This window comes from Flammeovirga pacifica (assembly GCF_000807855.2).
Taxonomy (GTDB): Bacteria; Bacteroidota; Bacteroidia; order Cytophagales; family Flammeovirgaceae; genus Flammeovirga; species Flammeovirga pacifica.
The window spans coordinates 1,575,547-1,601,881 of sequence record NZ_JRYR02000001.1 but is presented as its reverse complement, the minus strand read 5'-3'; the positions used below and the strand labels follow the sequence as shown (position 1 = coordinate 1,601,881).

At 32.8% G+C, this 26,335-nt stretch carries 18 protein-coding genes and 1 riboswitch; of the genes, 7 read left to right on the top strand and 11 right to left on the bottom strand.

Going from position 1 to position 26,335, the window contains the following annotated elements; all coding sequences use genetic code 11:
* Positions 1–18: 18 nt before the first annotated feature.
* The 9 genes from NH26_RS06400 to NH26_RS06355 all read right to left on the bottom strand — a co-directional run bounded on the left by NH26_RS06400 (position 19) and on the right by NH26_RS06355 (position 14,629).
* A complete protein-coding gene (locus NH26_RS06400; RefSeq protein ID WP_044218822.1) occupies positions 19–3,168 on the bottom strand; it encodes an ATP-binding cassette domain-containing protein in 3,150 nt (1,049 codons plus the stop codon).
* A 186-nt stretch (positions 3,169–3,354) separates the two neighbouring features.
* The gene (locus NH26_RS06395; RefSeq protein ID WP_044218823.1) at positions 3,355–3,717 is read right to left on the bottom strand and encodes a DUF1987 domain-containing protein; all 363 of its coding nucleotides are present in this window, start codon (positions 3,715–3,717) and stop codon (positions 3,355–3,357) included.
* Between the two features lie 9 nt (positions 3,718–3,726).
* Positions 3,727–4,275, bottom strand: a complete 549-nt coding sequence (locus NH26_RS06390; RefSeq protein ID WP_044218825.1) for a SiaB family protein kinase — start codon at positions 4,273–4,275, stop codon at positions 3,727–3,729.
* A gap of 113 nt (positions 4,276–4,388) precedes the next feature.
* Positions 4,389–7,823 (bottom strand): PAS domain S-box protein, encoded by a 3,435-nt coding sequence (locus NH26_RS06385; protein ID WP_242427303.1) that lies wholly within the window; start codon positions 7,821–7,823, stop codon positions 4,389–4,391.
* Positions 7,824–7,898: 75 nt separating this feature from the next.
* Positions 7,899–8,942 (bottom strand): GAF domain-containing protein, encoded by a 1,044-nt coding sequence (locus NH26_RS06380; RefSeq protein ID WP_044218828.1) that lies wholly within the window; start codon positions 8,940–8,942, stop codon positions 7,899–7,901.
* A 52-nt stretch (positions 8,943–8,994) separates the two neighbouring features.
* Positions 8,995–9,603: a chemotaxis protein CheB gene (locus NH26_RS06375; RefSeq protein WP_044218830.1), complete on the bottom strand. Its 609-nt coding sequence runs from the start codon at positions 9,601–9,603 to the stop codon at positions 8,995–8,997.
* 8 nt (positions 9,604–9,611) lie between these two features.
* A complete protein-coding gene (locus NH26_RS06370; RefSeq protein ID WP_044218835.1) occupies positions 9,612–10,439 on the bottom strand; it encodes a CheR family methyltransferase in 828 nt (275 codons plus the stop codon).
* 391 nt (positions 10,440–10,830) lie between these two features.
* A complete protein-coding gene (gene metX, locus NH26_RS06360) occupies positions 10,831–11,871 on the bottom strand; it encodes a homoserine O-acetyltransferase MetX (RefSeq protein WP_044218841.1) in 1,041 nt (346 codons plus the stop codon).
* 124 nt (positions 11,872–11,995) lie between these two features.
* Positions 11,996–12,100: riboswitch (SAM riboswitch) on the bottom strand.
* 123 nt (positions 12,101–12,223) lie between these two features.
* The gene (locus NH26_RS06355; protein WP_044218844.1) at positions 12,224–14,629 is read right to left on the bottom strand and encodes a TonB-dependent receptor; all 2,406 of its coding nucleotides are present in this window, start codon (positions 14,627–14,629) and stop codon (positions 12,224–12,226) included.
* Between the two features lie 355 nt (positions 14,630–14,984).
* On the opposite strand from NH26_RS06355, the gene NH26_RS06350 reads away from it, so the two are divergent.
* From NH26_RS06350 to NH26_RS06320, 7 genes are all read left to right on the top strand, one after another.
* Positions 14,985–15,335, top strand: coding sequence for an MmcQ/YjbR family DNA-binding protein (locus NH26_RS06350; protein ID WP_044218847.1), 351 nt, complete (start codon positions 14,985–14,987; stop codon positions 15,333–15,335).
* A gap of 156 nt (positions 15,336–15,491) precedes the next feature.
* Positions 15,492–17,384 carry a phosphoglycerate dehydrogenase gene (gene serA / locus NH26_RS06345; protein WP_044218850.1) on the top strand — a complete coding sequence of 631 codons (1,893 nt, stop codon included), beginning with the start codon at positions 15,492–15,494 and terminating at the stop codon, positions 17,382–17,384.
* Positions 17,385–18,031: 647 nt separating this feature from the next.
* Complete coding sequence (locus NH26_RS06340; protein WP_044218852.1) at positions 18,032–21,043, top strand: SusC/RagA family TonB-linked outer membrane protein; 3,012 nt, start codon at positions 18,032–18,034, stop codon at positions 21,041–21,043.
* Between the two features lie 23 nt (positions 21,044–21,066).
* On the top strand, positions 21,067–22,680 hold the full coding sequence (locus NH26_RS06335; protein WP_044218856.1) for a RagB/SusD family nutrient uptake outer membrane protein: 1,614 nt from the start codon (positions 21,067–21,069) through the stop codon (positions 22,678–22,680).
* A gap of 42 nt (positions 22,681–22,722) precedes the next feature.
* Positions 22,723–23,802 (top strand): SusE domain-containing protein, encoded by a 1,080-nt coding sequence (locus NH26_RS06330; protein WP_052431803.1) that lies wholly within the window; start codon positions 22,723–22,725, stop codon positions 23,800–23,802.
* A 203-nt stretch (positions 23,803–24,005) separates the two neighbouring features.
* Complete coding sequence (locus NH26_RS06325; protein ID WP_044218859.1) at positions 24,006–24,398, top strand: DUF2147 domain-containing protein; 393 nt, start codon at positions 24,006–24,008, stop codon at positions 24,396–24,398.
* Between the two features lie 34 nt (positions 24,399–24,432).
* Complete coding sequence (locus NH26_RS06320) at positions 24,433–24,684, top strand: acyl-CoA-binding protein (RefSeq protein ID WP_044218861.1); 252 nt, start codon at positions 24,433–24,435, stop codon at positions 24,682–24,684.
* 58 nt (positions 24,685–24,742) lie between these two features.
* On the opposite strand, the gene rfaE2 is transcribed toward NH26_RS06320, so the two are convergent.
* Positions 24,743–25,228: a D-glycero-beta-D-manno-heptose 1-phosphate adenylyltransferase gene (rfaE2, locus tag NH26_RS06315; protein WP_044218863.1), complete on the bottom strand. Its 486-nt coding sequence runs from the start codon at positions 25,226–25,228 to the stop codon at positions 24,743–24,745.
* Positions 25,218–26,237: a lysylphosphatidylglycerol synthase transmembrane domain-containing protein gene (locus NH26_RS06310; protein WP_044218865.1), complete on the bottom strand. Its 1,020-nt coding sequence runs from the start codon at positions 26,235–26,237 to the stop codon at positions 25,218–25,220. The genes rfaE2 and NH26_RS06310 overlap by 11 nt, the downstream gene beginning before the upstream one ends.
* Positions 26,238–26,335: the final 98 nt, after the last annotated feature.

Genomic DNA, 26,335 nt, shown 5'->3' with positions numbered 1-26,335 from the left:
GCGTTGAAAAAATTTATATTATGCTTCTTTTGAGAAAAATTTAGTGAAAACTACTTCAGTTCCCTCTATGAGTTTTTTCAACCATTCAAAATATAAAGATATATATAAGAATAGTGACATTACCCATATCATTAGCACATTGAATGTAAACGTGTCAATATATGTGCCAAATACTTTCTTTGCAGGAGCAAAAAGGTGTGTTCTGTAGTCTAAAGGCCCTGCAGTATTCTCTTTGATAAAATAAATTGGATCGATTAGTTGTACTATTCGATTCTTATCAACCACTGTTCTGTTGAGTACATTTTTGTTTTTCACAAATGTTTCCAACTGATCATTGTGGTATAAATCTTTTGCTTCTGAGAGATTAAAGTCATCACCAAACTCTTTTTTCATTGCATAAATTCTTTTATCTCTCTCTTCTTCAGCTTTGATCAATTGATCATTATAATAAATCGAAGATTCATATAATATTTTTCTTAGCTGATTACCTTCTTGAGAATTTATTTTACCATCCTCTAAGAAAGATAAGGCTTCTTTTTTCTTATCTGCATGAGTAGAAAAATAATTGTCAGCATTAATCTCATTCACTAAAGTAATGATATCATTAGCAAGTATTTTGCCTGTGCTGTCATTGGTGTTTTTACTATTCATTTGTGCACTGAATAATATTTCTTCCATTCTTGGTTCCCAATAAGCACTTTTATAATTACTCTGACTTAATTTCATATCTAAATCAAAGAATGGCTTTTTGAACCTATTATCTTTAAACTGTTCTACTGATAAACTTTCGTAAGCCCATCTAGAAGCCATAATATCGGCTATTAATGGCGTCTTACCATGTTCACTAATTGTATTGTTAAGCTTTGAGAAATCAAATATTAATCCACTTAAAATCATTTGTGGAATTAGTAGAATAGGAATTAAAATATATACTGTAATTGCTGAGTTAAAAGCAGACGAAATATTTAATCCTATTAAGTTAGCGTGACATGAGACTGTAAATAATACTAACCAATATTGCCAGGTTAAATCATGTACTTCTAGGAGAGTATTCCCTATTAAGACAAACGTAAACGTCTGTATGGCAGAGAATCCAAAAAGAATTATCAGTTTTGAGAACAAATAACTGCTCCTACTGAGGTTAAGGAACGATTCCCTTTTCTTAATCTTTCTATCCTTAATTATTTCTTCAGCACTTACCGTCATACCCATAAATAAGGCTACTAATATAGCTATAAGGATATAAGGAGGGATGTTTTCGTTGTGTCTAAATACATATTCAGTATCTCCATCTTTAATGTAATAGATAACCCACGATAGCAATAATGCTAGGAAAGGAGCTTCTAATAAATTGATAGATAGATATTGCTTATTACTGAATTTAGATAAGAAATCTCTTATCGTAAATATGACTGTCTGCATTAACTTTGAAGGAATATTCAAAGTTTTTGGTGGCTCAACATTCACCTCTTCTATCTCTGGTTTTGAGAAAGTAGTTTGATAAATACGATGCCAATCCTCTGGCTGTGATTTTCTTTTGTTAGTAAACTCACCATATTCATCCACAACTTGTGCTTCAATTATATTGAAAAGTTGTTCTGGGTTTACATTACCACAAGTATTACACTGACCTTGGTCGCTATCAACTTGTCTTACTGCTCCCTTGAAATGGGTAATTGCTTCAATTGGGTTACCATAGAAGACAGGGAAGCCTCCAGTATCTAGTAACCACATCTTATCAAACATCTTATAGATATCTGATGAAGGTTGGTGAATAACAACAAATATTAATTTTCCTTTTAAAGAAAGTTCTTTTAGAAGGTCAATTACATTTTCAGAATCTCTTGATGATAATCCAGAGGTAGGTTCATCAACAAACATTACTGCTGGCTCACGAATCAATTCTAAAGCGATATTCAAACGCTTTCTTTGACCACCAGAGATTTTTTTATTTAATACACTACCTACTACTAGGTGTGCAATTCTATCTAAACCTAAACTTAATAATACTTCATTTACTTTTTGCGTAAGCTCTTGCTCAGACATGTCTTTAAAGCAGAGTTTAGCATTGTAGTATAAGTTTTGGAATACAGTTAATTCTTCAATTAAAAGATCATCTTGAGCGATATATCCAATTACACCTTCAATTTTATCTTTTTGAGTGTGGATATTGTAACCATTTATTCTTACAGACCCTGCAGATGGTTTTTCTAAGCCGGCTAAAACATTCAATAATGTAGTCTTACCCGCGCCAGAAGCACCCATAATACCTACTAACTGACCAGTGTTTTCACCAAAATTGATGTCTCTTAATCCTAGTTGACCATTAGGGAAGCGATACTCAAGATCTTCAGCAACAAAAGAAATACTACCACCTATTTCATCAGAATTGTATTTATTGACAAGATCTGAATAATATAGTGGGGCTCCTTTTGGTGTTTTAAATATACTACCAGGAGAGAATAGATAGACATTATTAGAATTGATCAATTGACCATTCAGATAGACTAATTCTGTACCTGTATATTTAGTAAAGTATAATGAAACGCTTTTCATTCTGATGAAAATAATTTCACCATCAAGAAGTCCAGAGTCAATAAATTTAATTTTACTGCCTTCTGGAGGCATTTCATCATCAAATATTAGAATTTCTTCGTTATCAATTTTAGAAGAATGTTGCTCTATTACAAAGCGTTCTAATAATTTATATTCGTTGGATGGAATATTAAACACATCTGCCACCGTATGAATGATATCCATACGTTGTGGAGTATAAGAGTTCTCATCTGAAGAAACAATTTCAAGAAGCTTTACTAGAACAATAGTTTTTTGCTTTTGATCTAGTGTCTTGTTAATTTTTCTACAAATTGATAGAGTCCTTACAGAATTACGAACAGAAACAGCATCTGCAAGAGAGTCTACACTATTAGGATCTTCTCCTTTGTCAGCTCTTTTCTTAGCAGCTTTTGCCTTTCTTTTGGCAATTCTTTCTTCTTCCTCCTGAACTAATTGATCATATAGATTGATATATTCATCAACGGAGCTTTTCTCAAGTTCTTGATTAAGAAATTTGATAACGAAGTTTCTTTCCGTTTCTGTTAATCCTTCACCTTGTGTAGAGATGATGGCAAAAAGTTGCGTCAGTGCTTTTAATATTTCTTCACTCATAGATAACCGTCGTAATGCGGAAATTCAGATTCTTAAATAATAATAAAGTGTATTAGCAAAAAGCATACACATTATTAATGTAAAAGAGGTTGTAAATATTGTGTAATGTTAAGTATTTCTTTTAGGAAATAAAAAAACACTTGATTTGTAACTAAATATCAAGTGTTTAATTCTGTGATAGTATTTTTAGTAAGTTTCGAATTCAAATTCTAATTCTACTAATTCTTCAAATTCCTCTCCTGCTTCCTGCATATCTTCGTCGTCTTCATGGTAGTACCATATCACAGTGACGCCTTCAACTTCTTCTAATTTAGAAAGAATATCGAGTATTAATTTAGAAGATGCTGTATTGAAATATTCTAGTTTGAATAAAAATCTAGTCTCACTATTATTTTCTTCAGCATATTCATCAATCCAACTTAATATAGGTGCAAAAAATTCTGCTGAATCTTCTGGAAGAGATCTTCCTGATATTTCAAAAATTTCATTTTCTTTATCAAGGATGACCTTAGGAGTATCTTCTGTTCCTGCTAAATTAAGGACTTTCATGTATAAACGCTATTTAAGTTTTCTTGGAATTGTCGTTTTAAGGGAAAAAAATGTGAACTCATCATTGATGGGTTCGAAATCAAAGCGTAATTTCTCGCCTGATTTTCTGGCCATATCAATAAAACCAAGACCTGCTCCACCTTTGGAAGAGATCTTACCATTTTTGATAATGTCTTTGTATAAATTTTTAAGACCGTCTTTGTCGAGGTCATTAATTTTTTCTAATCTACCAGCAATGTTTTGGACATTTTTGGATAAAATTGGGTTGCCTGACGTGATAAAATAAGAATTGTCTTCTTTACCAATCATAAAGACAGCACTGTTTTTCTTGTCAGAAGTTACCTCCATAGGGACAGCGTATTTACTGATATTTTGAAGACATTCGACCATTACATTGAAAACCTTTCTTTTGATTTTAGATTGTTCGCCGTAAGAGTCCATGTTCCTTTCCGCCATCGAAAGAACAGATTTAGTAATGTCCTGAGTGATCTCACCTTCATAGATTAAGATAAGATCCTTATCTAACATTGTCTTATGGAGTTCGTAGATGTATTTCATATTTCCGAACACTATTTGCTTCAGCTGTGATACTGATTCTCTTAAAATTAAGAGATTTATAAAAAAATATTTTCAAATATAATCAAACCTTGCAGACTAACAAGAATATCTTGTTAGAATCCAATGCCTATCATTATAACGTCATCAGTTTGCTTATAATTGCCTTTCCACTCCATAAATGTATCACTAAATGATTTAGCAATATCTTCCATGTTTGAGTGTTCCGTATTTATAATAAGCTCTCTAATTCTTTTTGCACCAAATTTTCTGTTTTCTGCACCTCCAAATTGATCTGGATAACCATCTGAGAACATGAAGATTTCATCTCCTGACTCAAGATCAACATGATGTGTGCTAAATGAAGTTCTTGTTTTATATTCTCCTCCAACTGGGAATTTATCACCTTTGATTTGAGTAAATTCTTTAGTAGTAGATTTATATATATATAAAGGGCGATGAGCTCCAGCGTATTGAACAGTTTTGGTTTTCAAGTTGATTTTTGAAAGAGCAATATCCATTCCATCTCTTGTGCTACTATTAGAATCTTGCCTTAAAGTTTTTGTAACACCTTCATGTAATAAGTTAAGAACATCACCTGGTTCAATATTTTCGTTATTCTGAACAATGTCATTTAGAATGAAATATCCAATTAATGAAATTAATGCACCTGGGACACCATGACCTGTACAATCAACGGCAGCAATATAAATAGAGTCACCTTTCTTGAAATACCAAGGGAAATCTCCTGAGACTACATCTCTTGGTTTATAGAATATGAAACAGTCATTTAGATCCTTTTTAATTTGCTCAGTATCAGGAATAATAGCTCCTTGAATACGTTTGGCATAATTAATAGATTCTGTAATTTTCTTGTTTTTAAGAAGAACTTCTAATTCTACTTTCTTTCTTTCAGTAATATCATGAGAAACGAAAAGAGCACTTTCAAATTCTTTTTCATCATTAAATTCTGGAATTGCAGTAACTGTCATAAAACGTGTTCCTTGGGAGGTTGGGAATTCAACTTCCTTCGTACACTTTTCTGAAGTGGAAGAGACTTCAATAAGCATTTCTTTCCATAATTGAATAATATTGACAGGTAAGCTTGTGTTTTCAATTTGCTGTCCTGTAAAAAGTTCAGCCGCTAAACCTGTATATTCTTCAATGATTGGGTTAGTGTAGAATATATGCCCTTCAGCATTCAGTCTTTGAATCAAGTCAAGAGAATTTTCTGATAACGCCTGCATTTGCGTTCTCATTCTTCTTTCTACTTCAGCTTGTTTTCTTTCTGTAATATCCTGTGCATTTATTACAATACCTTCAACAGCAGGATCATCACTAAGATTAATACCGGTTGCTTCTAGCCAAATATACCTTCCATCTTGAAGTTGGTATCTATATTCTAAACTTAAAGTTTTTCTTCCTTCAGACTCTACAAGATTATTGATAAATTCATCTACATGATCTTTACTATCCTTATGCAGGTTACTCATGTATGAAGTGCCAATCAAATCTGAAGGTTTATATCCTAAAATGTGTTTTGAAGAAGGCGATACAAATTTAATCTTTGCATTTTTATCAAAAATAGTAATTACTTCTGACGCATTTTCTAATAATGACTGAAGTCTATTTTGAGAATGTTTTACTTCTTCAACCTGATCCTCTAATCGATGGTTTGTTCTTTGGAGTTCTTCTTGAGTAGACTCCATTTCTTCAGCATTTTGCCTTAAAATTTCTTGTTGAACAGATAATTCAGAAGACATCTGTTGAGATTCTTTTAAGAGTCTTACCGTTCTTTCGTTAATTTTGATATTAAATATCGTACGAGCAATGATCTGAGAAATCTCTTTTACAAACTCTAATGTCATTGTAGAGAAATCATCCAATGAAGCGAATTCCAATAGACCATAAACTTTCTCGTTGGCTATTAGTGGCATAATAAGTATAGCCTTTGGCTTTTGCTCTCCTAATAGACCTGAGGTAATCGATAAATAGTCGTTTGGTATTTCTGTTCTTAGAATCATTTCCATTTCAATTGCTGCTTGACCTACTAGGCCTTCAGTGAAATTGAATTTTTTCTTAAGGAAACGTTTCTTATTGTAAGCGTATGTACTAATTAACTCTATGGTTTGTTTTTCAATAGCTAATTCATCAGTAGCACCTTCAACTACATAAAACGCTCCTTGAACTGCGTTGATTTTTTCGGTTGTATAAGCAACAACTTCATCACCAAGAGCTATTAAATCATTATGAGTACGAAGAATTTGTCCAATTTCTGCCTCACCAGTAATAATCCAATTTCTTTCAAAGTCTCTCTTTTCAGCTTTTTGGATACTATCTCTCATAGAGATTAAGGCGTTACCTAATGTATCATCATCAGATAATGCCGAATAGACCGCGTCATAATTTCCATCACCAATTTGTTCAGAAAAGTTAGCGGTACGTTTCATACCATTGACTACTTCCTGAACGGCCATTTGCATTTCTCCAATTTCATCATTTTGAATGTCATCAGAAACTTCATGAGGAAGAATACCTTTGGCAATATAATTTAGTCTGTTCTTTAGTCGAATAATAGGGGAGGTCAAGAACTTAGAGAAGGTGACGGCAACTAACATTACAATTAATATAATGATAATGGCTGTATAAACGAAGGTTAGAATAAGTCCGTTTAGACCACTTTTAATTTCGTCGTAATCAATTTTCACAACTAATCCCCATTTAGTAGTAGGGATATAATTCCAATAAGAGATTGTTTTTTTACCTCTCCAATCTATATCATAGTTAAAGTCTTTAGAATCTCCTTTTGCTGCTTTTTGAATGGCAGTATTGGTGGGGTCTCCCTCTGAAATTACTTCAGTTAAGAGGTTTTGACTTCCTTTTAGAGGAGAAATGATTGTAACATTTTTTGATGCACCTTCAGACATTCTAGATAATAGAATTTCACCAGTATCTCCTAATCCTGTTCTATTTTCAACAATAGGGTAGATATTTTTTTGAAGGGAATATAATATGATCACATGACCTAATTCTCCATATCTAGATTTCATTCTTGGAGAGACAATGTACATGTGAACACCCTTTTCAGTATTGAAAGGTTCTGAAAAGTAAGTTTTTGTTTTTGCTTTTTTGATTATTTTTTCAAACTTTTTATTTCTATCTCCAACAATTACAGAAGCTGGGAAAGTATAAGAGGTGTACAATACATTACCTCTATCGTCTGATATAATAATATTTGAATAACCATTTACAATTTGCTTTGGAAACAAATCATTATCTAATGTTCTTTTGATAGCATAATAAGTAGAATCTTTATATGCTCTAGATTTAGTTTTAAATAGATACTTTAGTTTTGTGGTACTTGAAACAATCAAAGCAGATTTAGCCATGTATTTCAAGTTTTGCTCAATGTATTTGAATTTCTGATCAATTTGTTCAGATTTCAGAGTACTGACCACATCAAATGTTTCCGAGTAACGTCGTTCTACAGAGTCCTCAGTTTGTATATAGGAAAGAAAACTAATAATTGCCACGGTAATAGTAACTACCATGAGCATGATTATCGTGATTTTCGTACGTATCTTTAAATCTTGAAAGAACATATATATTTATTTCTTCTTTTCTAATTAATTATCTTCAGTAAACCAGATCGTTACCTTATCTAGAATTTCTCTATCATCTGTCGAAAAGCTCTTAAAAGAAGCAAGTTCAACAACACCTATTAGAGTGTTTTCTCCATTAATAATTGGAGAAATCATCAGTGACTGTGGAGATGAATCTCCTAATCCTGAAACTACATTGATATATTTTTCAGGAATATTATTAGTGATGATAGAAGATTTTGTTTTGGCTACTTGACCTGGAAGTCCCTCTCCAAATTGATAAGATATTTTATCATTGTCAGGTAAGTAAAAAGCAAAACCTTTTGTGTACTCAAGCAATTGTTCATCGCCTTTTTGAATTACTTTATAATAAATACCTGTACTTACATTAAATTCTTTACAAATAGCATTTAAGAGCTTTTGATCTTTATCTGCAGTATCTGTACTATCTACAATAGCTGCGTGTATATTATTTCTGATTAATTGCGATCGTTCCTTAATCGCATCAGCCCTTTCTTCTTCACTTTCTTGATTTTCTTTATTGTAATATTTGGGAACATAAATGATTTGATCTTCTGGATCTTTCATTAAGTCCGAAATCAATCGAAAAAGGAAAAAGAATAAAATAGCGAATGTAAATCCAAAAGTATAAAAAGTAGGATTGGCCACTTCCTTCACTTGTCCTATAATTTTATCATCGGTAATTTCCATACTTGATAAAATTAAAGTAGGTAATTCATGAATATCCCAAATAGAATAGATACACATGAAAAGGAAGACAATACCTAGATAGATATTAAATGGTTTGGATTTGTCTAATATGAAATAGATACAAGCTGAGAAAAAGGTGAGATCCAAATAACGTAAAGTTAAAAGGTAAGTCTCTCTATTAAATTGCTTTGTATCTAAAATTCCCACTAATGATAAGATGTTCGGGAATTTGATTTCAAGAAAAATGATTATTGTGAAAAGGGCAGCAAAAATACCACTGCCAATGATGCCATATAGTCGGATATCTGATCTCGACCCTTTTCTTCTAATATTTGTTTTTTTCTGCGTTGTTTTCAAAATGCTAAGAAGATTGCCTGAAAATATTACACAAGATTTTATTTACTAACGTTTATTTTTGCTGAGCCTTGTATAAACGTAGTAGAAAATTTTTAATTTTTTCTGCTTCGAGGCTTAAATCAATTTCTGTAACTGATTTTGCGGCCATCGGCATGGTGTTCATCATACTTTCTTCAGGATCTTGTATGATGGTAAAACCACCTTTATCTTTTATGGCTTTCATACCTAGTGCGCCATCTTTATTGGCCCCAGAATATAAAATGCCGATCATTTTATCTTTAAAAGTATAGGCAGCGGTCTGAAAAGTTAGATCAATAGCTGGCCTTGAGTTGTTTACCAACCCTTCAGTTGATAAAGAGATTGAATTTCCTAATTCAATACACATATGATAATTAGCAGGAGCCAAATAGACCATTCCTTGCCTAATACTTTCTTTGTCTTGAGGCTCAATTATTTGTTTTGAGCTTCTAATAGACAATGCTTCTATAAAACCGTGCCTTACATGTTTTAAACGATGTAAACAAAGAAATATTGGAATGGGAAAATCTTTTGGTAGATCAGCAAGCAATTGAGTGATCGGCTTGAAGCTACCTGCAGAGCCTCCTATGACAATACCTTTATAGGTTTTTTCAAAAACTGATTTGTCAACATTGAAAAACATAGGATCAATTACTCTTTAATCTTTTTATAAATCTTTTCCTCATTGTTAACCACTACAAATTTGTTTGCAATGTCACACCAAATTAATGATTCTTTTGATCCTATTGCAAGATTTCCATATTTAAATAAACTATTATGAAGTTTATTAAGTACTTCATTTTGCAATGATTGATTGAAGTAAATCATTACATTTCTGCATAAAATCAAATCAAATTTTGAAAAAGGATTCCCTTTGACAAGATCTTGAATTCTGAAAGAAACTTTATCTAATAGCTCTGGTTTTACATAAAAAAAGCCATCTTTTTCTATGAAATAATCAAGCAATGATCCTTTGCCACCATAACGCTCATAGTTGGATTGATTTAATTCCATGTTTTTTGCGCTAATAGCAGCTTTCTTTGCTCTATTAATAATTGATTTATCAATATCAGTAGCAACAATTACAGCAGAATCTAAAGCTTCGGCCTCAGATAATAAAATACACATCGAAATCACTTCCTCCCCAGAAGAACACCCAGCATGCCAAATACTTATTTTTTTATGCTCGGTTAATATTTCTGGAATAATTTCATCCCTAAGAGCAATCCAAAAAGTAGGATCACGAAACATTTCAGTTACATTAACTGTAATTTCAGAAACGAATTCTTGAAAAAACTCTGGTTTCTCCTTAAACCGTTTAATAAGTGCATCAACCGAAGTGAACTTATACAATTCAACGACTCTTCTTACTCTACGAGTAAAAGATGACATTGCGTAGTTTTTAAAGTCATAGTCAAATTGATCGTCTATATATTGGGTTAGCCTTCTAAGCTCTGCAATTTCTATCTCACGTTGCATTATATTGGATTGGTTGTGGAGAAGATGAAAAAAATCTGAGATACGTTATTCTACTATAATTTGAAATAATAAAAATCCTTTTTTCATAGATGCACGAAAAAAGGATTAGAATATATCTTAATAAGAGGAAATTATCTTCTTGATTTTACCAATTGTGGGCAATCTGCATGTTGGTCCATTACTTCATATTTCTGTCTTTCTTTTTTGAAATATGACGATGAAGCGTTGCCGTATTTGTTAGAGCAAGAAAAAGATAAAACTCCTAATAACAAAAATGCAAGGGCAGCTAAGAGTCTTTTTTTGATATTTTTCATGGTATTTGATATTGCTTTATAGAATAAATAATCCCGAGGGATATCTAGTTTAGCAAAATCAAAATGTGTGCCTAACTTTAGATCAATACTCTTTTTTTATTTTTTTGTTTAAAAAAAGCACTGATTGCAGCTGCAATCTTATAAGTCTCAACTAAAAATCCATCATGACCGTACAAAGAAGTGATTTCTTCATAGGTTACATTTGGGATATGTTGTGTAATAAAACGTTGCTCCGAAACAGGAAATAAAACATCACTTGTTATACCAATAACTTGAGTATATGCTTGAATACTTTGTAATGCTTTCTCTACTGATTCTCTTCCTCTACCTAAATTATGAGAGTCCATTGTTTTAGATAAAGTCCAATAAGAATAAGCATTAAAACGTTTTGTTAACTTGTCTCCTTGGTACTGTTGATAGGTAGATGCTTTAAATGAGTCGGTTGTTTCATTTCCATTCTCACTTTGAGTAGCCTCATAAGTACTATAGTTTCTATAAGATAACATGGCAATCGCTCTAGCAGCTTTTAAACCTGTTTGTCCAGCAGTATCAGTTTCTTCTTTCCAAGTAGGGTCAGATTCTATTGCCATTCTTTGAGTTTCATTAAAAGCAATGCCCCAAGAAGAATGTTTAGAATTCGTTGCACAAATAATAAGGTTCTCCATTAGAGTAGGGTACAATACAGCCCATTCTAAAGCTTGTTGCCCACCAAGTGATCCACCAATGAGAGTATTTATCTTTTTTATACCCAAGTCTTCTCTAAGTAAATTTAGAGAATTAACAATGTCTCTAATACTTATATTAGGGAAGGTATAATAATAAGGTTTAGATGTTTTTGGATTGATAGATGTAGGGCCTGTAGATCCGTAGCAAGAACCTAAAACATTAACACAAATGATATAATGATCATTCGGATTGAATAGTGCTTCATCTCCAAATAAACCGTTCCACCAATCAAAAACATCTGCGTTGCCAGTGAGTGCATGACATACCCAAATGACATTGCTTTTGTCTTTGTTTAATTGACCATATGTGTGATATGAAAGTGTAAAACCCTCCAAGTGATCACCAAACTCAAGGTCAAATTTTTCTTTGTATGTATAAAAATGCTCTTGCATCAATTATTCTTAATTTCGAATTAATAAATGAGACATAAAAAAAGACTTTTTTCAAAGCCTAGACATTAAAGGATACAAAGATTGGATAAGTAGTAGAGAAGAAATCTTCCTGACGTCCTATTTTTGCTTATAGCTCCTAAATATTTAGGCTAGGATGTAGCACCTTTTCAACGAATGAAGGTTGCTAGAGGGTCTTTGAGCCTAGTCTCTTGCCTCTTCTTTATAAACACTTACGTCTACAAAAGATGTAAATGGTTTGCGGTTTCAAAATAAAGGTACATTTTATAAAAAAGCAAACCCTTGTCACTTTAATTAAAAGAAACAAGGGTAAATCTTTATTTTTTTAAGAATATTACAATTCTACGATGATACCAATTGATGGTTGTAGTAAACCATTTGTAGTTTCAATTTCTTTAGGAACATACTTTGTTGGATCATTTGGATCAACTAAAGGACTACCATTTTGATCTAATTCAGTAGTTAAAATAGATTGTCCTTTTGTTTTGTTGTTGTATATATTCTGAATGTCGAAGAAGAAGTTGATACTCCATTTATCAAAATAATAATGTTTATCGACTCTTACATCCAATTGGTGTGATGCATCTAATCTTAATGTGTTGATTTGTGCATAATCACGAACACCTCTTCTTTCGGCATCCCAAACCTCTCTATTCATAGAAGCTTCAACATCATAAGGAGTATAAGGTGTACCCCCTGAGTAAAGCCATCTTGCTCCAATTTCCCAGTTTCTTTGTAATTTCTTACCACCTGTTAATGATACAATGTTTCTACTGTCCCAAGATGAAGGAGCATATGTGTTAGGATCTGCGTTAGTAAATTCTGATTGAACATACGTATAAGCTAAGATACCATAGAAACCTTTATAGAATTTTTGTTGAGCTAAGAATTCGATACCTCTAGATCTACCTAATGAAGTACTTGTTACCGCTTCTGAACCAATAACACCAAAGTCAGCTCCCAAATTGGCTAATGATATTTGATTATTTATAGAGTAAGGATATTGATCATATAATTTTTGGAATCCTTCTAGACTAAACTTCAAGTTCTTTTCTGGGATTTTGTACTCTAAACCTCCTACCAATTGTTTGTTTCTAATGTATTTTACACCGTTGTCTTTGTTTACAAATTTATCATCTTCCTTATATCCTAAAGTGGTGTAAGTTGGTAATTGATAATAAATACCTGTGTTAAAGTTTAAACTCCATCTTGGTGTAAACTGATATGATGCAGAGAAACGTGGAGAGAATTGATCCAAAAGATTGCCCATAGTATCAGAGTAATCGTTGGCGTCTACTCTTGCTCCAAGGGATAATGTTACTTTATCTTGAACTAACTTTTTTGAAATAGTTGCAAAGCCACCCCATTTGTTGATTGGTAAATTACTATCAAAAGTAACTGTGACTAACTTATCATCATCATAATCATATAATTTTTGAAACGTTTGATTCGTGTAAGTGGCATACTCATAATTCAATCCATAAGAGAAAGTAAATCCATTGTTGGTAAATGTAATACCTTCAAGCCTAAATTTATTTTCAGCCTCTGTTGAATTATAATCATATATTTTTGATTGGTTGACATCATTGTTAGGATGCTTAAACTGATTGTTAGTTAGCATATTCCTTGATGCAACAAATGTGAAAGTTGAATTGTCACGAAAATGTTCATATTTAGCACCTACAGTATAATTCCACTGATTTTGTTCTGGAAGGTTATTTAATGTGTAAACATTAGATTCATAATCTTCGTCAGATGGATCACCTGGAGAGTCTGCTAATTTAAATTGGTCAATAGCTCCTAGTCCAATGATTGATAGTTTATTCCTTTGATCAAATTCATACTTATATTTCATTTGGAAATCATTGTAAGTAGGAAGGAAAGGAAGCCCTAGAACACTAAATAATGCTTGTAAGTAAGATTGTCTTGCAGAAACTATTATTGATGATTTTTCCGTTACAGGTCCTTCAAAAGTTACCCCGATATCAGATGTTCCTAGAATGATGTTTGCTGTATGCTGATCAGTTCTACCATCTTTTTGAGTAAATTCCATTACAGATGATAAAGCATTTCCTCTTCCTGATGGGTAAGCACCAGAATAAAATTCTACATTTTCTATAAAATCAACGTTTATCATCCCCACAGGTCCACCTGAAGCTCCTTGAGTAGCAAAGTGATTGATATTTGGGATTTCAATACCATCAAGGTAAAATCTATTTTCGTTGGGTGCACCACCTCTAATTAAAATGTCATTTCTAAATGAAGCTGTAGAGGCAACACCAGGTAAAGATTGTAGTACTCTCGAAATATCTCTGTTGGCACCAGGTGCTCTCTTTACTTCAGTGACACCAATTCTTTGCACTGAAACGGGGCTTTCGTCTGATTTGTAAAAACCATTGGCTACAATTTCAACCTCATTTAATTCTTGTGTAGAAGCTTTTAGTTGAAAATTGATCATTGCAGGTCTTGAATTGGTTACTTCAACTTCTTGAGAAGCAGGAGCGTATCCAACATAATTTACCACTAAATTATAAAGTCCAGGTTCTAAACCTGTTATTTCATAACTACCGTTGTCGTCAGTCGTTGCACCTTTAGATGTGCCTTGAATTACAACTGTTGCATATGGAACTGCCTCATTTCTTGGGAGTTCTGTAACTTTTCCTCTAATAATACCTTTTTGAGCAAATAAGGTAGAAGAGAATATGAAGATGCTAAAAAGTGTCAGGAAACTAAGTTTCATAGTAATTTGTTTTTGTTTCAATTCATTAACTGATAAAAAAATGAATTGTTTTAGTTTAGTATTTGTTTGAACAAATATTTTTGTGTTCAGCTACAATATCCCATTGAGCTACAAAAAAAAATATAGGGTTGGAGGTGTTTAATACAGAAATTTGATCGACATATATTAAGGTTTGAGAAGTTATCTCTGATGAGTTTTAAGAACAATTAGGTCTTCTATTAAAAAGTGATGCAAATTAAACGATCATTATTGTATTTTAAAATATTTTAAGAAAAAATATTCACTAAACTCTTTTACTTTTTGAAGATTGATTTAATATGATGAATTTGTCATATCCATTAAAAAAATCAACACAATGAATATTGAAGATTTCCGAGACTTTTGCTTAAAAAAAAGAGGGGTGACAGAAGAATTTCCTTTTGATGAGAAAACCTTAGTTTATAAGGTTGCAGGTAAAATGTTTGCTTTAACCAATGTGGATCTTTTTGAAAGTATTAATCTTAAATGTGATCCAGAAACAGCATTAGAATTAAGGGAAAGATACGATGCAGTAAGGGCTGGATATCATATGAGTAAAAAACATTGGAATACGATTGATGTAAATTCTGATATGAATGATAATGACGTAAAAGACTGGATAAATCATTCCTATCAATTAGTATTTGATAAGCTCCCTAAGAGGGTAAAAGATACACTAATTCCTTAATTCTAGATTTATTTTTTATTGAAATAACTATAAATACCTAATTAATACGGATAATTTGTTGCTAAATTTATAATAAATGGACTAAAAATATGAAAATGTCATGATTAAATAATATTTTTGAGTTTGCGATTGGAACAACGAAAGACAGATTATACCATGGCTGACAAAACATTTTTTGTAATAGACTTCGATAGTACTTTCACTAAAGTAGAAGCACTTGATGTATTAAGTGATATTTTATACGAAGGTACAGATAAAAAAGAGATCGTAGGGAAGAAGATAAAAGACCTTACTGATCAAGCAATGGCCGGAGAACTGTCGTTCAGAGAGGCATTGGAACAAAGGTTAGCCTTACTAGAGGCAACAAAAAAAGATGTAAAACAACTTTCTGATGAATTGAAACATTTAGTTTCAGAGTCAGTAAAAAGAAACAGAGCATTTTTCTCTCAAGAAAAAGAGAATGTTTATATAGTTTCTAGTGGTTTTAAAGACTTTATCACTCCTGTAGTGACGGAGTTCGGAATAAAAGAAGAGAATATTTATGCCAATACTTTTACTTACAATGATAAGGAAGAAGTAACTGGTTTTGATGCTTCCAACCCTCTTTCAGAGCACAAAGGAAAAGTAAAACTAATGAAAGAACTTTCTCTTGATGGAGAAGTTGTAGTAATTGGTGACGGATACACAGACTACGAAATAAGAGAAGCAGGATATGCAAAAACATTCTTTGCTTTCACAGAAAATATAAAAAGAGAAAAAGTATTGGCTAAAGCGGATGTGGAAGCCAATAGTTTTGAAGAAATACTTTTCACTATCAAACACCCTATGGCAACATCATTTCCAAAAAGTAAGATCAAAGTACTCTTGTTAGAAAACATTCATCAGGATGCTAGAGAGAAACTTGTTCAAGAAGGTTATCAAGTGGAACTTTTAGGAGGAGCACTTGACGAAGACGAATTATGCGAAAAAATCAAAGGAGTACATATTCTTGGTATTCGCTCAAAAACTATGCTTACGCGTAAGGTAGTAGAAGCCGCTGATCGTTTAATGATTGTTGGAGCATTTTGTATCGGTACAAATCAAATTGATTTAGATGCTTGTACAGAAAATGGAGTGTGTGTGTTCAATGCGCCTTACAGTAACACACGTTCTGTAGTAGAGATGGCTATTGGAGAAATCATTATGTTGATGAGACAAATTCCTTTAAGAATGCGTCAAATGGACAGAGGTGAGTGGAGTAAGTCTGCTGGTGGATCTTTTGAAGTAAGAGGTAAGAAATTAGGTATTATTGGGTATGGTAATATCGGATCTCAACTTTCTATTCTTGCAGAATCAATGGGTATGGATGTTTACTACTATGATGTAGTAGAGAAGTTAGCTTTAGGTAATGCAACTAAACTTTCTAGTTTAGACGAATTGTTAGCTATTTCTGATGTAGTTTCTTTACACGTTGATGGTAGACCTCAGAACAAAAAATTCTTTACTAAAGAATATATTCAGAAAATGAAGAAGGGGGCAATTCTTGTGAATCTTGCTAGAGGGCCAGTTGTAGAACTGGAAGCATTGCAAGAAGCATTAGAATCAAAACATTTATCAGGTGCAGCTATAGATGTATTCCCAGTTGAACCAAAAAACAATAAAGATACATTTGATGCTCCTGTAAAGAATATTGATAACTTGATTTTGACTCCTCATATTGGTGGTAGTACTCTTGAAGCTCAAGAGAACATTGCTGATTTTGTACCGGGTAAAATGATTGAGTATGTTAATACAGGTTCTTCATTTAATAGCGTTAATTTCCCTAATGTACAATTACCTAGATTAGAGAATGGACATCGTCTATTACATATTCATGAAAACAAATCAGGTATCCTAGCACAGATGAACAACGTTTTTGCTAAAAGAGGTTGTAATATTCTAGGACAATATTTAAAGACTAACGAAGATATTGGTTATGTAATTACGGATATTGATCAGTCTTATCAACCTGAATTGTTAGAAGATATGAAGGCAATCGATCATACGATTAAATTTAGAATTCTTTACTAGAATTTTATTATAGATAATATTTAAGACTGCTTTATTAATATAAGGCAGTCTTTTTTTTATTTACATATTGTAAAATGTTAAACAAAAAGTGTTTTTATAACTTTCTTTCACAGTACTTGCAAACGGTTGTTTAAGTTTGTTTCACAAATTAGTTTCATAACTAACAAATTTAAACAATATAATACACATGAAACGGGTTGTTTGAGTGTTAATGTTGAATATTTTTTTATCATTTTTTAAAGTTGAAGCTATGTCATAAGTGTTTATATTGCACTTGTAATCATACAGAAACTACAGGAAAAGCAATCATGTAGTATTTTTCGAAATACTAATTTTAATCAGTAGAATGAAATGTGAAAACTAAATAATCTTGTTATTATTAACCTAAATTTATATCCTTTTAAATCAAAAATCCTCTTATGAGGTAAACCTTTCAATAGAATTATTATTAATCAATTATTACCTCTTGAGTAAAACCCTCTAGATGTAGAAAACAAATCTGTACTTTTTTTTCGTATGTGATATCTTATCGATATACATCATTGTATTTATTAGTAATACATTAAAAATCAATTGAAAATATTTTTTCGAATATGAGCATCATATTACGTCTAATCGAGTACACCTAAAATTTTATTTACCTAATTATGATCAAAAGATTACTATTCACAAACAGGTTATTTGTTTGTGCCCTGCTTTTTGCGTCCCTATTTTTATTGGGGAATAATGCATATGCACAACAAAAAACAGTCAAAGGAACCGTTGTCGATGAACAAGGTGGTCCTCTACCTGGTGTTGCAGTTATTATTTTTGGAACAACACAAGGAACAACAACAGATTTTGATGGAAAGTTTATGCTAGACCTTCCTTCTGATTCTGAATTTTTAGAGTTTAGTTATATTGGTTATCAGAAGAAAAAAGTAGAGATTGGTACTACTAATGACTTCAATATCAATATGGAAGTTGATGCTGAGCAGTTAGAAGAGGTTCTAATTATTGGTTATGGTAGCACAACCAAAAAAGATGCAACTGGTTCAGTTGAACAAATTAATTCAGATGGCTTTAATAAAGGAACAATTAATTCTCCTCAAGGGCTATTGCAAGGTAAAGTTGCTGGTGTTCAGATAACTACCGGTGGTGGTGCTCCAGGTTCTGGTTCAACAATTCGTATTCGTGGTGGTTCATCATTAAATGCATCTAATGACCCGTTAATTGTAATTGATGGGGTGCCAGTAGATAACGATGGAGTATCAGGAATGAGAAACCCTCTTAATGCCATTAACCCTGCTGATATTGAGTCAATGACAGTTTTAAAAGATGCGTCAGCAACCGCAATCTATGGTTCTAGAGCCTCAAACGGTGTAATCATTATTACAACTAAAAAAGGATCGTCAGATGCTTCAACAATTAATGTAAACTATAATGGTTCAGTATCTGTAAATACTTTAAATGATCAGATCGATGTATTATCGGCAAATCAGTATAGAGACATCATGTCGGGGAGACCAGGCGAACATTTATTAGGAGATGCGAATACTGACTGGCAAAATGAAGTGTATAAAACATCTGTATCAACAGATCATAACTTAGGGGTTTCTGGTAATGTGAATGGTTGGTTACCTTATCGTGCATCAGTTGGTTATACATTAGATAATGGTACATTACAGGGTTCTTCAATGGATCGTACTACTTTGAACTTAAACCTTTCTCCTAAATTTTTAGATGATCATTTATCAGTAAATGCCTCTGTTAAAGGAATGTTTGTTAATAACAAATTTGGTAACACAGGAGCTATTGGTAGTGCAGTGTCATATGATCCTACTCAATCAGTATATGATAGTAGATACCCACAATATGGAGGATACCATACTTGGACAAACTCAGATGATCCATTGTCTGGTAGATCAGTAAATGCTCCTTCCAATCCAATGGCAATGATTAACCAAAACTCTAATACCTCTAACGTAAATAGAAGTATTGGTAATGCACAAGCAGATTATAAAGTACATGGTTTTGAAGACTTAACTTTTAAAGTAAATGCAGGTTATGATTATTCTTCATCGAAAGGTGGAATTTATGAAGGTGTGGAAACTTCTTGGAACGAGAATAACGGTCCTGCAGGAAGTGATGAAAAAGGTGGATATGTTTCAGATTATACTCAGAATAAAAGAAATGAACTACTTGATGTTTATGCTCAATACAATAAACAAATTGGTAAGCATAAATTTGATGTGATGGGTGGTTACTCATGGCAACACTTCTACGAAGAAGGTACAACAGTAGAATCGAATGCTTATGGTTATGAAACTAAAAATCAAACTTGGGCAACAGAGTATTATTTGATGTCATTCTTTGGTAGAGCAAATTATACTTTCAATAATAAGTATATGGCTACTGTAACTTTACGTCAGGATGGTACTTCTAGATTTTCTTCAAATAATAGATGGGGTACTTTCCCTTCATTAGCATTGGCATGGAAAATCAATGAAGAACCTTGGATGCAATCAGCAACTTTCCTTTCTGATTTAAAACTTAGAGCAGGTGTGGGTGTTACTGGTCAACAAAGTATTGGTACAGGTAACTATCCTTATATGCCTACTTATACAGTGGGTGATGATAACTCAAAGTATGGATTCTATAACCCAGCAACTGGGCAATGGGAATATATTAATACAATTCGTCCAGAAGGATATGATGAGAATATTAAGTGGGAAGAAACAACTACTTATAACGCAGGTTTAGACTTTGGTTTCTTTAATGATCGTTTAACTGGTTCTGCTGAAGCTTATTATAGAGTAACAAATGATTTGTTGAATGTAATTCCTGTTCCAGCAGGTTCTAACCTAACAAATATGTTATTAACCAATGTAGGATCAATGGAAAATAAAGGTGTGGAATTGGCATTAAACGCGAAGTTAATCCAAAGACAAGACTTCCATTGGGATTTTGGTGTGAACATGACTTGGAATGATTCAAAAATCACAAAACTAACTTCAGTTGATGATCCAAATTACGAAGGTGTAAAAGTTGGAGGAATTGCAGGCGGTACTGGTGAAACTATTCAAATTCATAGAGTAGGACATACTCCTTATTCATTCTTAGTGTATGAACAAATCTATGATGATGCAGGTAAACCAATCGAAGGTGCATATGTTGATAGAAATGGTGATGGCGTGATCGATGAGAAAGATAAATATATCGCAGGTGACCCAATGGCCAACTTATACTTCGGTTTTACAACACGTATTGTGTACAAAAACTGGGAGTTTAGTTTAGCAGGACGTGCTCAATTTGGTGCACAGGTTTACAATAACGTAGATTCAAACAACTCTGCTTACGATCAATTGTATGTATCTGCCAATAATAATACAAACAACGTAACTACTGATATTTATAATACAGGATTCCAGACAAGACAATTGCATTCTGATTACTATATCCAAGATGCTAATTTCTTGAGAATCGATAATATCATGGTGGGTTATAACTTCAATAACTTCTTAAAAGGGAAATCTACTTTAAGAGTATTTGGTACTGTCAATAACCCTTGTGTATTCTCAAACTATAAAGGTATTGACCCTGAGATCCAAGGTGGTATTGATAACAATATGTACCCAAGACCAACCACTTACATGATTGGTTTTAACGTGAACTTTTAATAACCGGTTAAATAGAAATCAAGATGAAATTTAATTCATTTAAAAAATATATAGCAGCAGTAACTGTATTAGCAACAACTACATTTACGTCTTGCTTACACCAATTAGATACTATCCCTGTAGATCCAAATGTGGATACTAAAGATAGAGTATATCAATCAGTAGAAGATTATAATAAAGGTCTTGCGAAATTATATGCAGGTTATGCGGTTACTGGACAGCAAGGACCTGATGGTAATGGAGATTTAGGTGGTATTGATGAAGGTGCGTCTCAGTATTTACGTAGATATTGGGAGGCTCAAGAATTACCAACCGATGAAGCATTAAATTGCTGGGGTGATCCTGGACAACCTGATATGTCTACCATGACTTGGTCTGCAACAAATACTTTGAATGAGGCTTTATATTATAGAGTAATTTATCAAATATCTATCGCTAACCAATTCATTAGAGATTGTAATGCATCTTCTTTTGATTTAAATAGTCAAATCGCAGAAGCTAGATTTTTAAGAGCTTATTCTTATTGGCATGCATTGGATTTATATGGAAATGGCGTACCTAAAGTTACTGAAGAGAATGCAGTAGGTTCAGACCTACCATCACCTTGGGGAGCAAAGCATAATGGAAATGAACTTTTCAATTATATCGTTACTGAATTAGAATCAATTATTGATGAAAACAGTGAGCAAAAATTAGTGAAAACGAATGAAAGTATGTTTGGTCAAGCTAATGTTGGTGTGGCTTACATGCTGTTGACAAAAATGTATTTAAACGCTCCTGTTTATTTGGATCAAGCATTAGTTCCTAGTGATTATTTAGATAAGGCAGAAACTTATGTAGAACAAGTATTGAATAGATATTCATTATCAGAAAATTCAAAAAATAAAGAATCAGCTTATCAGTCATTATTCTTAATGGATAATTACGAAGAGTTTAATGAGGTGATCTTCTCGATAAATTATTTTGGTAATCAGACCCGTACATGGGGTGGTATGACTTACCTAATAAATGCAGCTACAGGTGGTGGAATGGATAGAGATTACATGGGCGCTCCAGGATGGGGAGGTAACCGTTCTTTAGTTTCTTTGGATAAATACTTTGAAAATGTATCAGATGATAGAGCATTGTTCTTTTATGGTGATGGTCATACAAGAGAAGTGTCTAATTTCTATGAATTTAGTGAAGGTGTTCCAGTAACTAAGTTTAGAAATGTGGACTCTAATGGCAATCCAGGTGATGCAACATTTGCTGAAGTGAACTTCCCTGTATTTAGAGTAGCTGATGCAATGTTAATGCAGGCAGAAATCAAAGTGAGAAAATATGGTGCTCATGATAGAGGGGTATTTGCTAAACTTTGGGCTAGAGCTAATAGACAAGGGCAGACTCCAGAAATGAACCTAAAGAATATTTTAGCAGAAAGAGCTAGAGAGTTGTATTGGGAAGGACATAGACGTCAAGATTTGAGAAGATTTAATTCATTTACAAAATCGGAAAATGTTGAGGCTTGGCCATTTAAAGGGACAAACACATCTACACCAAATGGTATCAATAATGTGGATTCAAAATATGAATTGTACCCAATTCCAGCATCAGAAATTGGTGCTAACCCTAATTTAAACCAAAACCCTGGATATTAATAGGAGGTGTGGAAAGCATCAATTCCTTAAAAATATATAGTTATGAAAAAATTATTAATCTTAGCAGTTATTGCCTTTAGTATTTTCTCTTGTAATAATGACAAAGAGTTAGCTCAAATTGGAGGTGAAAATACATGGATAGGTCCAGAATTAATTAATGGACCTGAAGATAAATATTACGAATTTACAGAGGAAACTCAAGAAGATGAGTTCTCCACATTAGAGTGGTCTGCTGCTGACTATGGTAAAGCAACAGAATATAAGTATAATGTTATTGCTTCTGTAGAAGGTTATGATACCGAAGAAGTAATTACAGTGGCTTCATCAAGTGCAACATCAACGGTTTTACTAGAAAAAGAAATTAGTAAGACAGTAAATACTATTACTGGTGTTGTTGATCCAAGTAAATTAGAAACAGTAAGAGTTGCAATTAGAGTGGAATCTTATATTGGAGACGGACACGATAATAGCCCTAAATTATCAACTTCTCTTGCTAATTTTGATGTACTTCCTTATTTAGGTTATCAACCGACTTTATGGTTGGCGGGTAACTTCAACGGATGGAGTCATAATGATGCTGATGTAATAAGCCATAATGATGAAGCACCTGGAAATTATGTGAATTCATTCTGGATGGCTGCAGAAGAAGAAGGACAAATTATAGGTGGTAATTTCAAGATCTCTACAGACAAGAGCTGGGACGGAACCAATTATGGAGTAGGTGATACTGAAGGTACTTTATCTGCTTCGGGTGGCGATATTCCTGTGGGTAACCCTAATCAATATCAATTAAAAGTAAATATTGATGAACTTACTTATGAAATGATCCCTGTAGAATGGGGTATTATTGGAGATGCAACACCTGACGGTTGGAACGATGAAACAAAAATGACATTAGATCCAGCTACTTCTTCTTGGTCTATTGAAACTACTTTAACAAGTGGTGAAATGAAATTTAGAGCCAATCATTCTTGGGATGATTTTAACTTAGGAGCAGGAGAAGCTGAGGGAGAACTTTCTGAAGGAGGTCCAAATATTCAAGTGAGTGCTGGTAATTACAAAATCACTTTAATATTAGATCCATCTAAAGGAAGTTATAAATATACAATGGAAGCAATATAGAGTATTGCATACATTAGTAATCAAAATATTTTTTTGATTTGGTAAATTAACTTTCAAGCACTTATCATTTTTTGATAAGTGCTTTTTTTTGGGTTAATATTATAATGATATAAATCTTTTAGTGAATGATTCTTTTTATAATATGAATTTTATTTGCTACTTTCAGTCTGAATACTTAACAAAATACTCTAAACATATAAAATATGTCTGATAATCAAATAAAAAATATCGAAGGCATTTGGATGACAGGACTGAAAGATGCTAAGGTAGAAATAACGATCGATGATACTGGTAAAGCACAAGGTAGAATTGTATGGATGCTTAGAGATAAAGAAGAGGATGGAGGTCCTAGAATCGATAAGTTAAACCCTGATTCATCAAAAAGAGAAGTGTTGTTAGAAAACATGATTATGCTTTCGGATTTTCAATACAAAGGTAATGGCGTATGGGAAGATGGAGAGGTTTATGATCCTGATTCTGGTAAAACATATAGCGGGAGTATTCAAAATGCCGGTCCTAATGTTTTAAAAATGAGAGGATATGTAGGTATTAAACTATTTGGAAGAACAGAATTGTGGATGCGCGATTCTCTTTAATATATTATTTACACCTTAACTATTAATTTTATTTATGGCTTCTGAAGCATTTAACGACGCACAAGTTAGAGTAAACAATTTGTCAGAAAGACCTTCAAATGATGATTTATTAAAGCTTTACGCTTTTTTTAAACAAGCAACTGAAGGTGATGTGAATACTGAACGTCCAGGAGGATTTGATTTTAAAGGCAATGCCAAATGGGATGCATGGAAAAACATTGAAGGGATGTCTGCAGAAGATGCAGAATCAAAATATGTCATTCTGGTCAATCAACTAGAAGGATAAAAAAATGCAGTGAGTTATTAGCTCACTGCATTTTTTTTGATTTATATTTTTATGATCCTTAAAGACCATGTTTTCTTATCTTTTCAATAATTGAAGAAGTTGAGAATCCTTCAACTAGAGTTATTGTTTCTACTGACCCTCCATTATTCATCACTTCTTTAGCACCGACAATATTATCAATAGTGTAATCAGCTCCTTTTACTAATACATCGGGTAATAGTGTAGAAATTAAGTTTAGAGGAGTGTCATCACCAAATAAAATGACCATATCAATAAACTCAAAAGCGGCTAATAAACGTGCTCTTGCGTACTCATTATTAATAGGTCTTTCTTCTCCTTTTAACCTTTTTACAGAGTCATCAGTATTTAAACCTAAAATCATTTTAGATCCTTTTAACCTGGCTTGCTCAAGGTAATCTACATGGCCAAGGTGTACAATGTCGAAACATCCATTGGTGAAAACTACTTTTTCACCATTGCTTTTCCATTCTTGACGGATTTTTTGAGCGTCTTCTAGAGTGACAATTTTATTTTTAGAGTGCATCTTTTTCGCTTAAAATTACTTCTTGAGAATGTCCTTGTTTATGGTTGGCAATTAGAGAACTTAATCCGCCAACTACTAATACTAAAATTGTTTGTGAGGTATGCATGATTAAGGCATAAGAGGAAGCTTCTGATTCAGCAATTCCATAAGCCATTAACGTTTGTGTCGCAAAAAAGTGAACAGAACCGGTTCCTCCAGGAGTTGGAATAACCATACCTAATCCACTCATCATCATCATAACGAAACCTACACCTAAAGATAGATGAGAAGTATCGTCTAACACAAAGAATACCACGTATGACATAAAAAAGTAACAAACCCAAATAATAGAAGTATAGAACATGTAGATATAAAGATCTTTTCTTTCTAGTTTTAAAATGGCTCTCATTCCATCATAAACTCCCATGAACATGGATTGGATTTTTCTATAAAGGACAGTGGATGTTAATCTTTTTCTGATGGAAAATAAGACAATACCTATTAATATAAATAGAAAAAGAAATACACCTAAAAGAATGAAACGTTTTTCGATGGCATCCCCTTGCGTTTCGAAGTGGGGGGTGACCATTTTGTAAAGCTTATCAAATTGACTTAGAAATGCTATGCCGAATAAAATGATGAATACAATCATGTCAACGGCTCTTTCAATAAGTACAGCCCCAAAGGATGTTTTAGCAGAGATTCCAGATAACTTCTGTAAAATTCCACATCTAAAAAATTCGCCAAATCGAGGTAATACCACATTTCCGGCGTATCCACTCATTGTGGCCATAAATAAATTAGATTGAGAGGTCTTTAGATTTAATGGTTTTAGCATTAATCCCCATCTTAAACCGCGAATATAATGACTAAATAATGCAATAGATGCAGAAACAAAAAGCCACTGCCAATGAGAAGTGATAATTGTTTTTTTTATTTCCTCGTAGTCTTGGCCTTTTAATACAAACCAAAGTAGCGCTCCCGCTAAAAAAAATGAGAAAATATATTTAAGTATTTCTTTAATATTCATTACGATAATGTAACCTCAGATTTTTAAAAGAGGTATTGAAAAATTTCTTCAATATAAAATAAATTTGCCAACTTAATTTAATAAATCAAGTTGGCAAA

Bases quoted from the DNA above. Each gene is read 5' to 3' on its own strand.
- NH26_RS06340 (WP_044218852.1), top strand. From the start codon at position 18,032: ATGATCAAAAGATTACTATTCACAAACAGGTTATTTGTTTGTGCCCTG.
- NH26_RS06375 (WP_044218830.1), bottom strand. From the start codon at position 9,603: ATGTTTTTCAATGTTGACAAATCAGTTTTTGAAAAAACCTATAAAGGT.
- NH26_RS06350 (WP_044218847.1), top strand. From the start codon at position 14,985: ATGAATATTGAAGATTTCCGAGACTTTTGCTTAAAAAAAAGAGGGGTG.
- NH26_RS06310 (WP_044218865.1), bottom strand. From the start codon at position 26,237: ATGAATATTAAAGAAATACTTAAATATATTTTCTCATTTTTTTTAGCG.
- NH26_RS06330 (WP_052431803.1), top strand. From the start codon at position 22,723: ATGAAAAAATTATTAATCTTAGCAGTTATTGCCTTTAGTATTTTCTCT.
- NH26_RS06370 (WP_044218835.1), bottom strand. From the start codon at position 10,439: ATGCAACGTGAGATAGAAATTGCAGAGCTTAGAAGGCTAACCCAATAT.
- NH26_RS06320 (WP_044218861.1), top strand. From the start codon at position 24,433: ATGGCTTCTGAAGCATTTAACGACGCACAAGTTAGAGTAAACAATTTG.
- NH26_RS06335 (WP_044218856.1), top strand. From the start codon at position 21,067: ATGAAATTTAATTCATTTAAAAAATATATAGCAGCAGTAACTGTATTA.
- rfaE2 (WP_044218863.1), bottom strand. From the start codon at position 25,228: ATGCACTCTAAAAATAAAATTGTCACTCTAGAAGACGCTCAAAAAATC.
- NH26_RS06355 (WP_044218844.1), bottom strand. From the start codon at position 14,629: ATGAAACTTAGTTTCCTGACACTTTTTAGCATCTTCATATTCTCTTCT.
- NH26_RS06395 (WP_044218823.1), bottom strand. From the start codon at position 3,717: ATGAAAGTCCTTAATTTAGCAGGAACAGAAGATACTCCTAAGGTCATC.
- NH26_RS06385 (WP_242427303.1), bottom strand. From the start codon at position 7,823: ATGGTAGTTACTATTACCGTGGCAATTATTAGTTTTCTTTCCTATATA.
- NH26_RS06400 (WP_044218822.1), bottom strand. From the start codon at position 3,168: ATGAGTGAAGAAATATTAAAAGCACTGACGCAACTTTTTGCCATCATC.
- metX (WP_044218841.1), bottom strand. From the start codon at position 11,871: ATGCAAGAGCATTTTTATACATACAAAGAAAAATTTGACCTTGAGTTT.
- serA (WP_044218850.1), top strand. From the start codon at position 15,492: ATGGCTGACAAAACATTTTTTGTAATAGACTTCGATAGTACTTTCACT.
- NH26_RS06325 (WP_044218859.1), top strand. From the start codon at position 24,006: ATGTCTGATAATCAAATAAAAAATATCGAAGGCATTTGGATGACAGGA.
- NH26_RS06390 (WP_044218825.1), bottom strand. From the start codon at position 4,275: ATGAAATACATCTACGAACTCCATAAGACAATGTTAGATAAGGATCTT.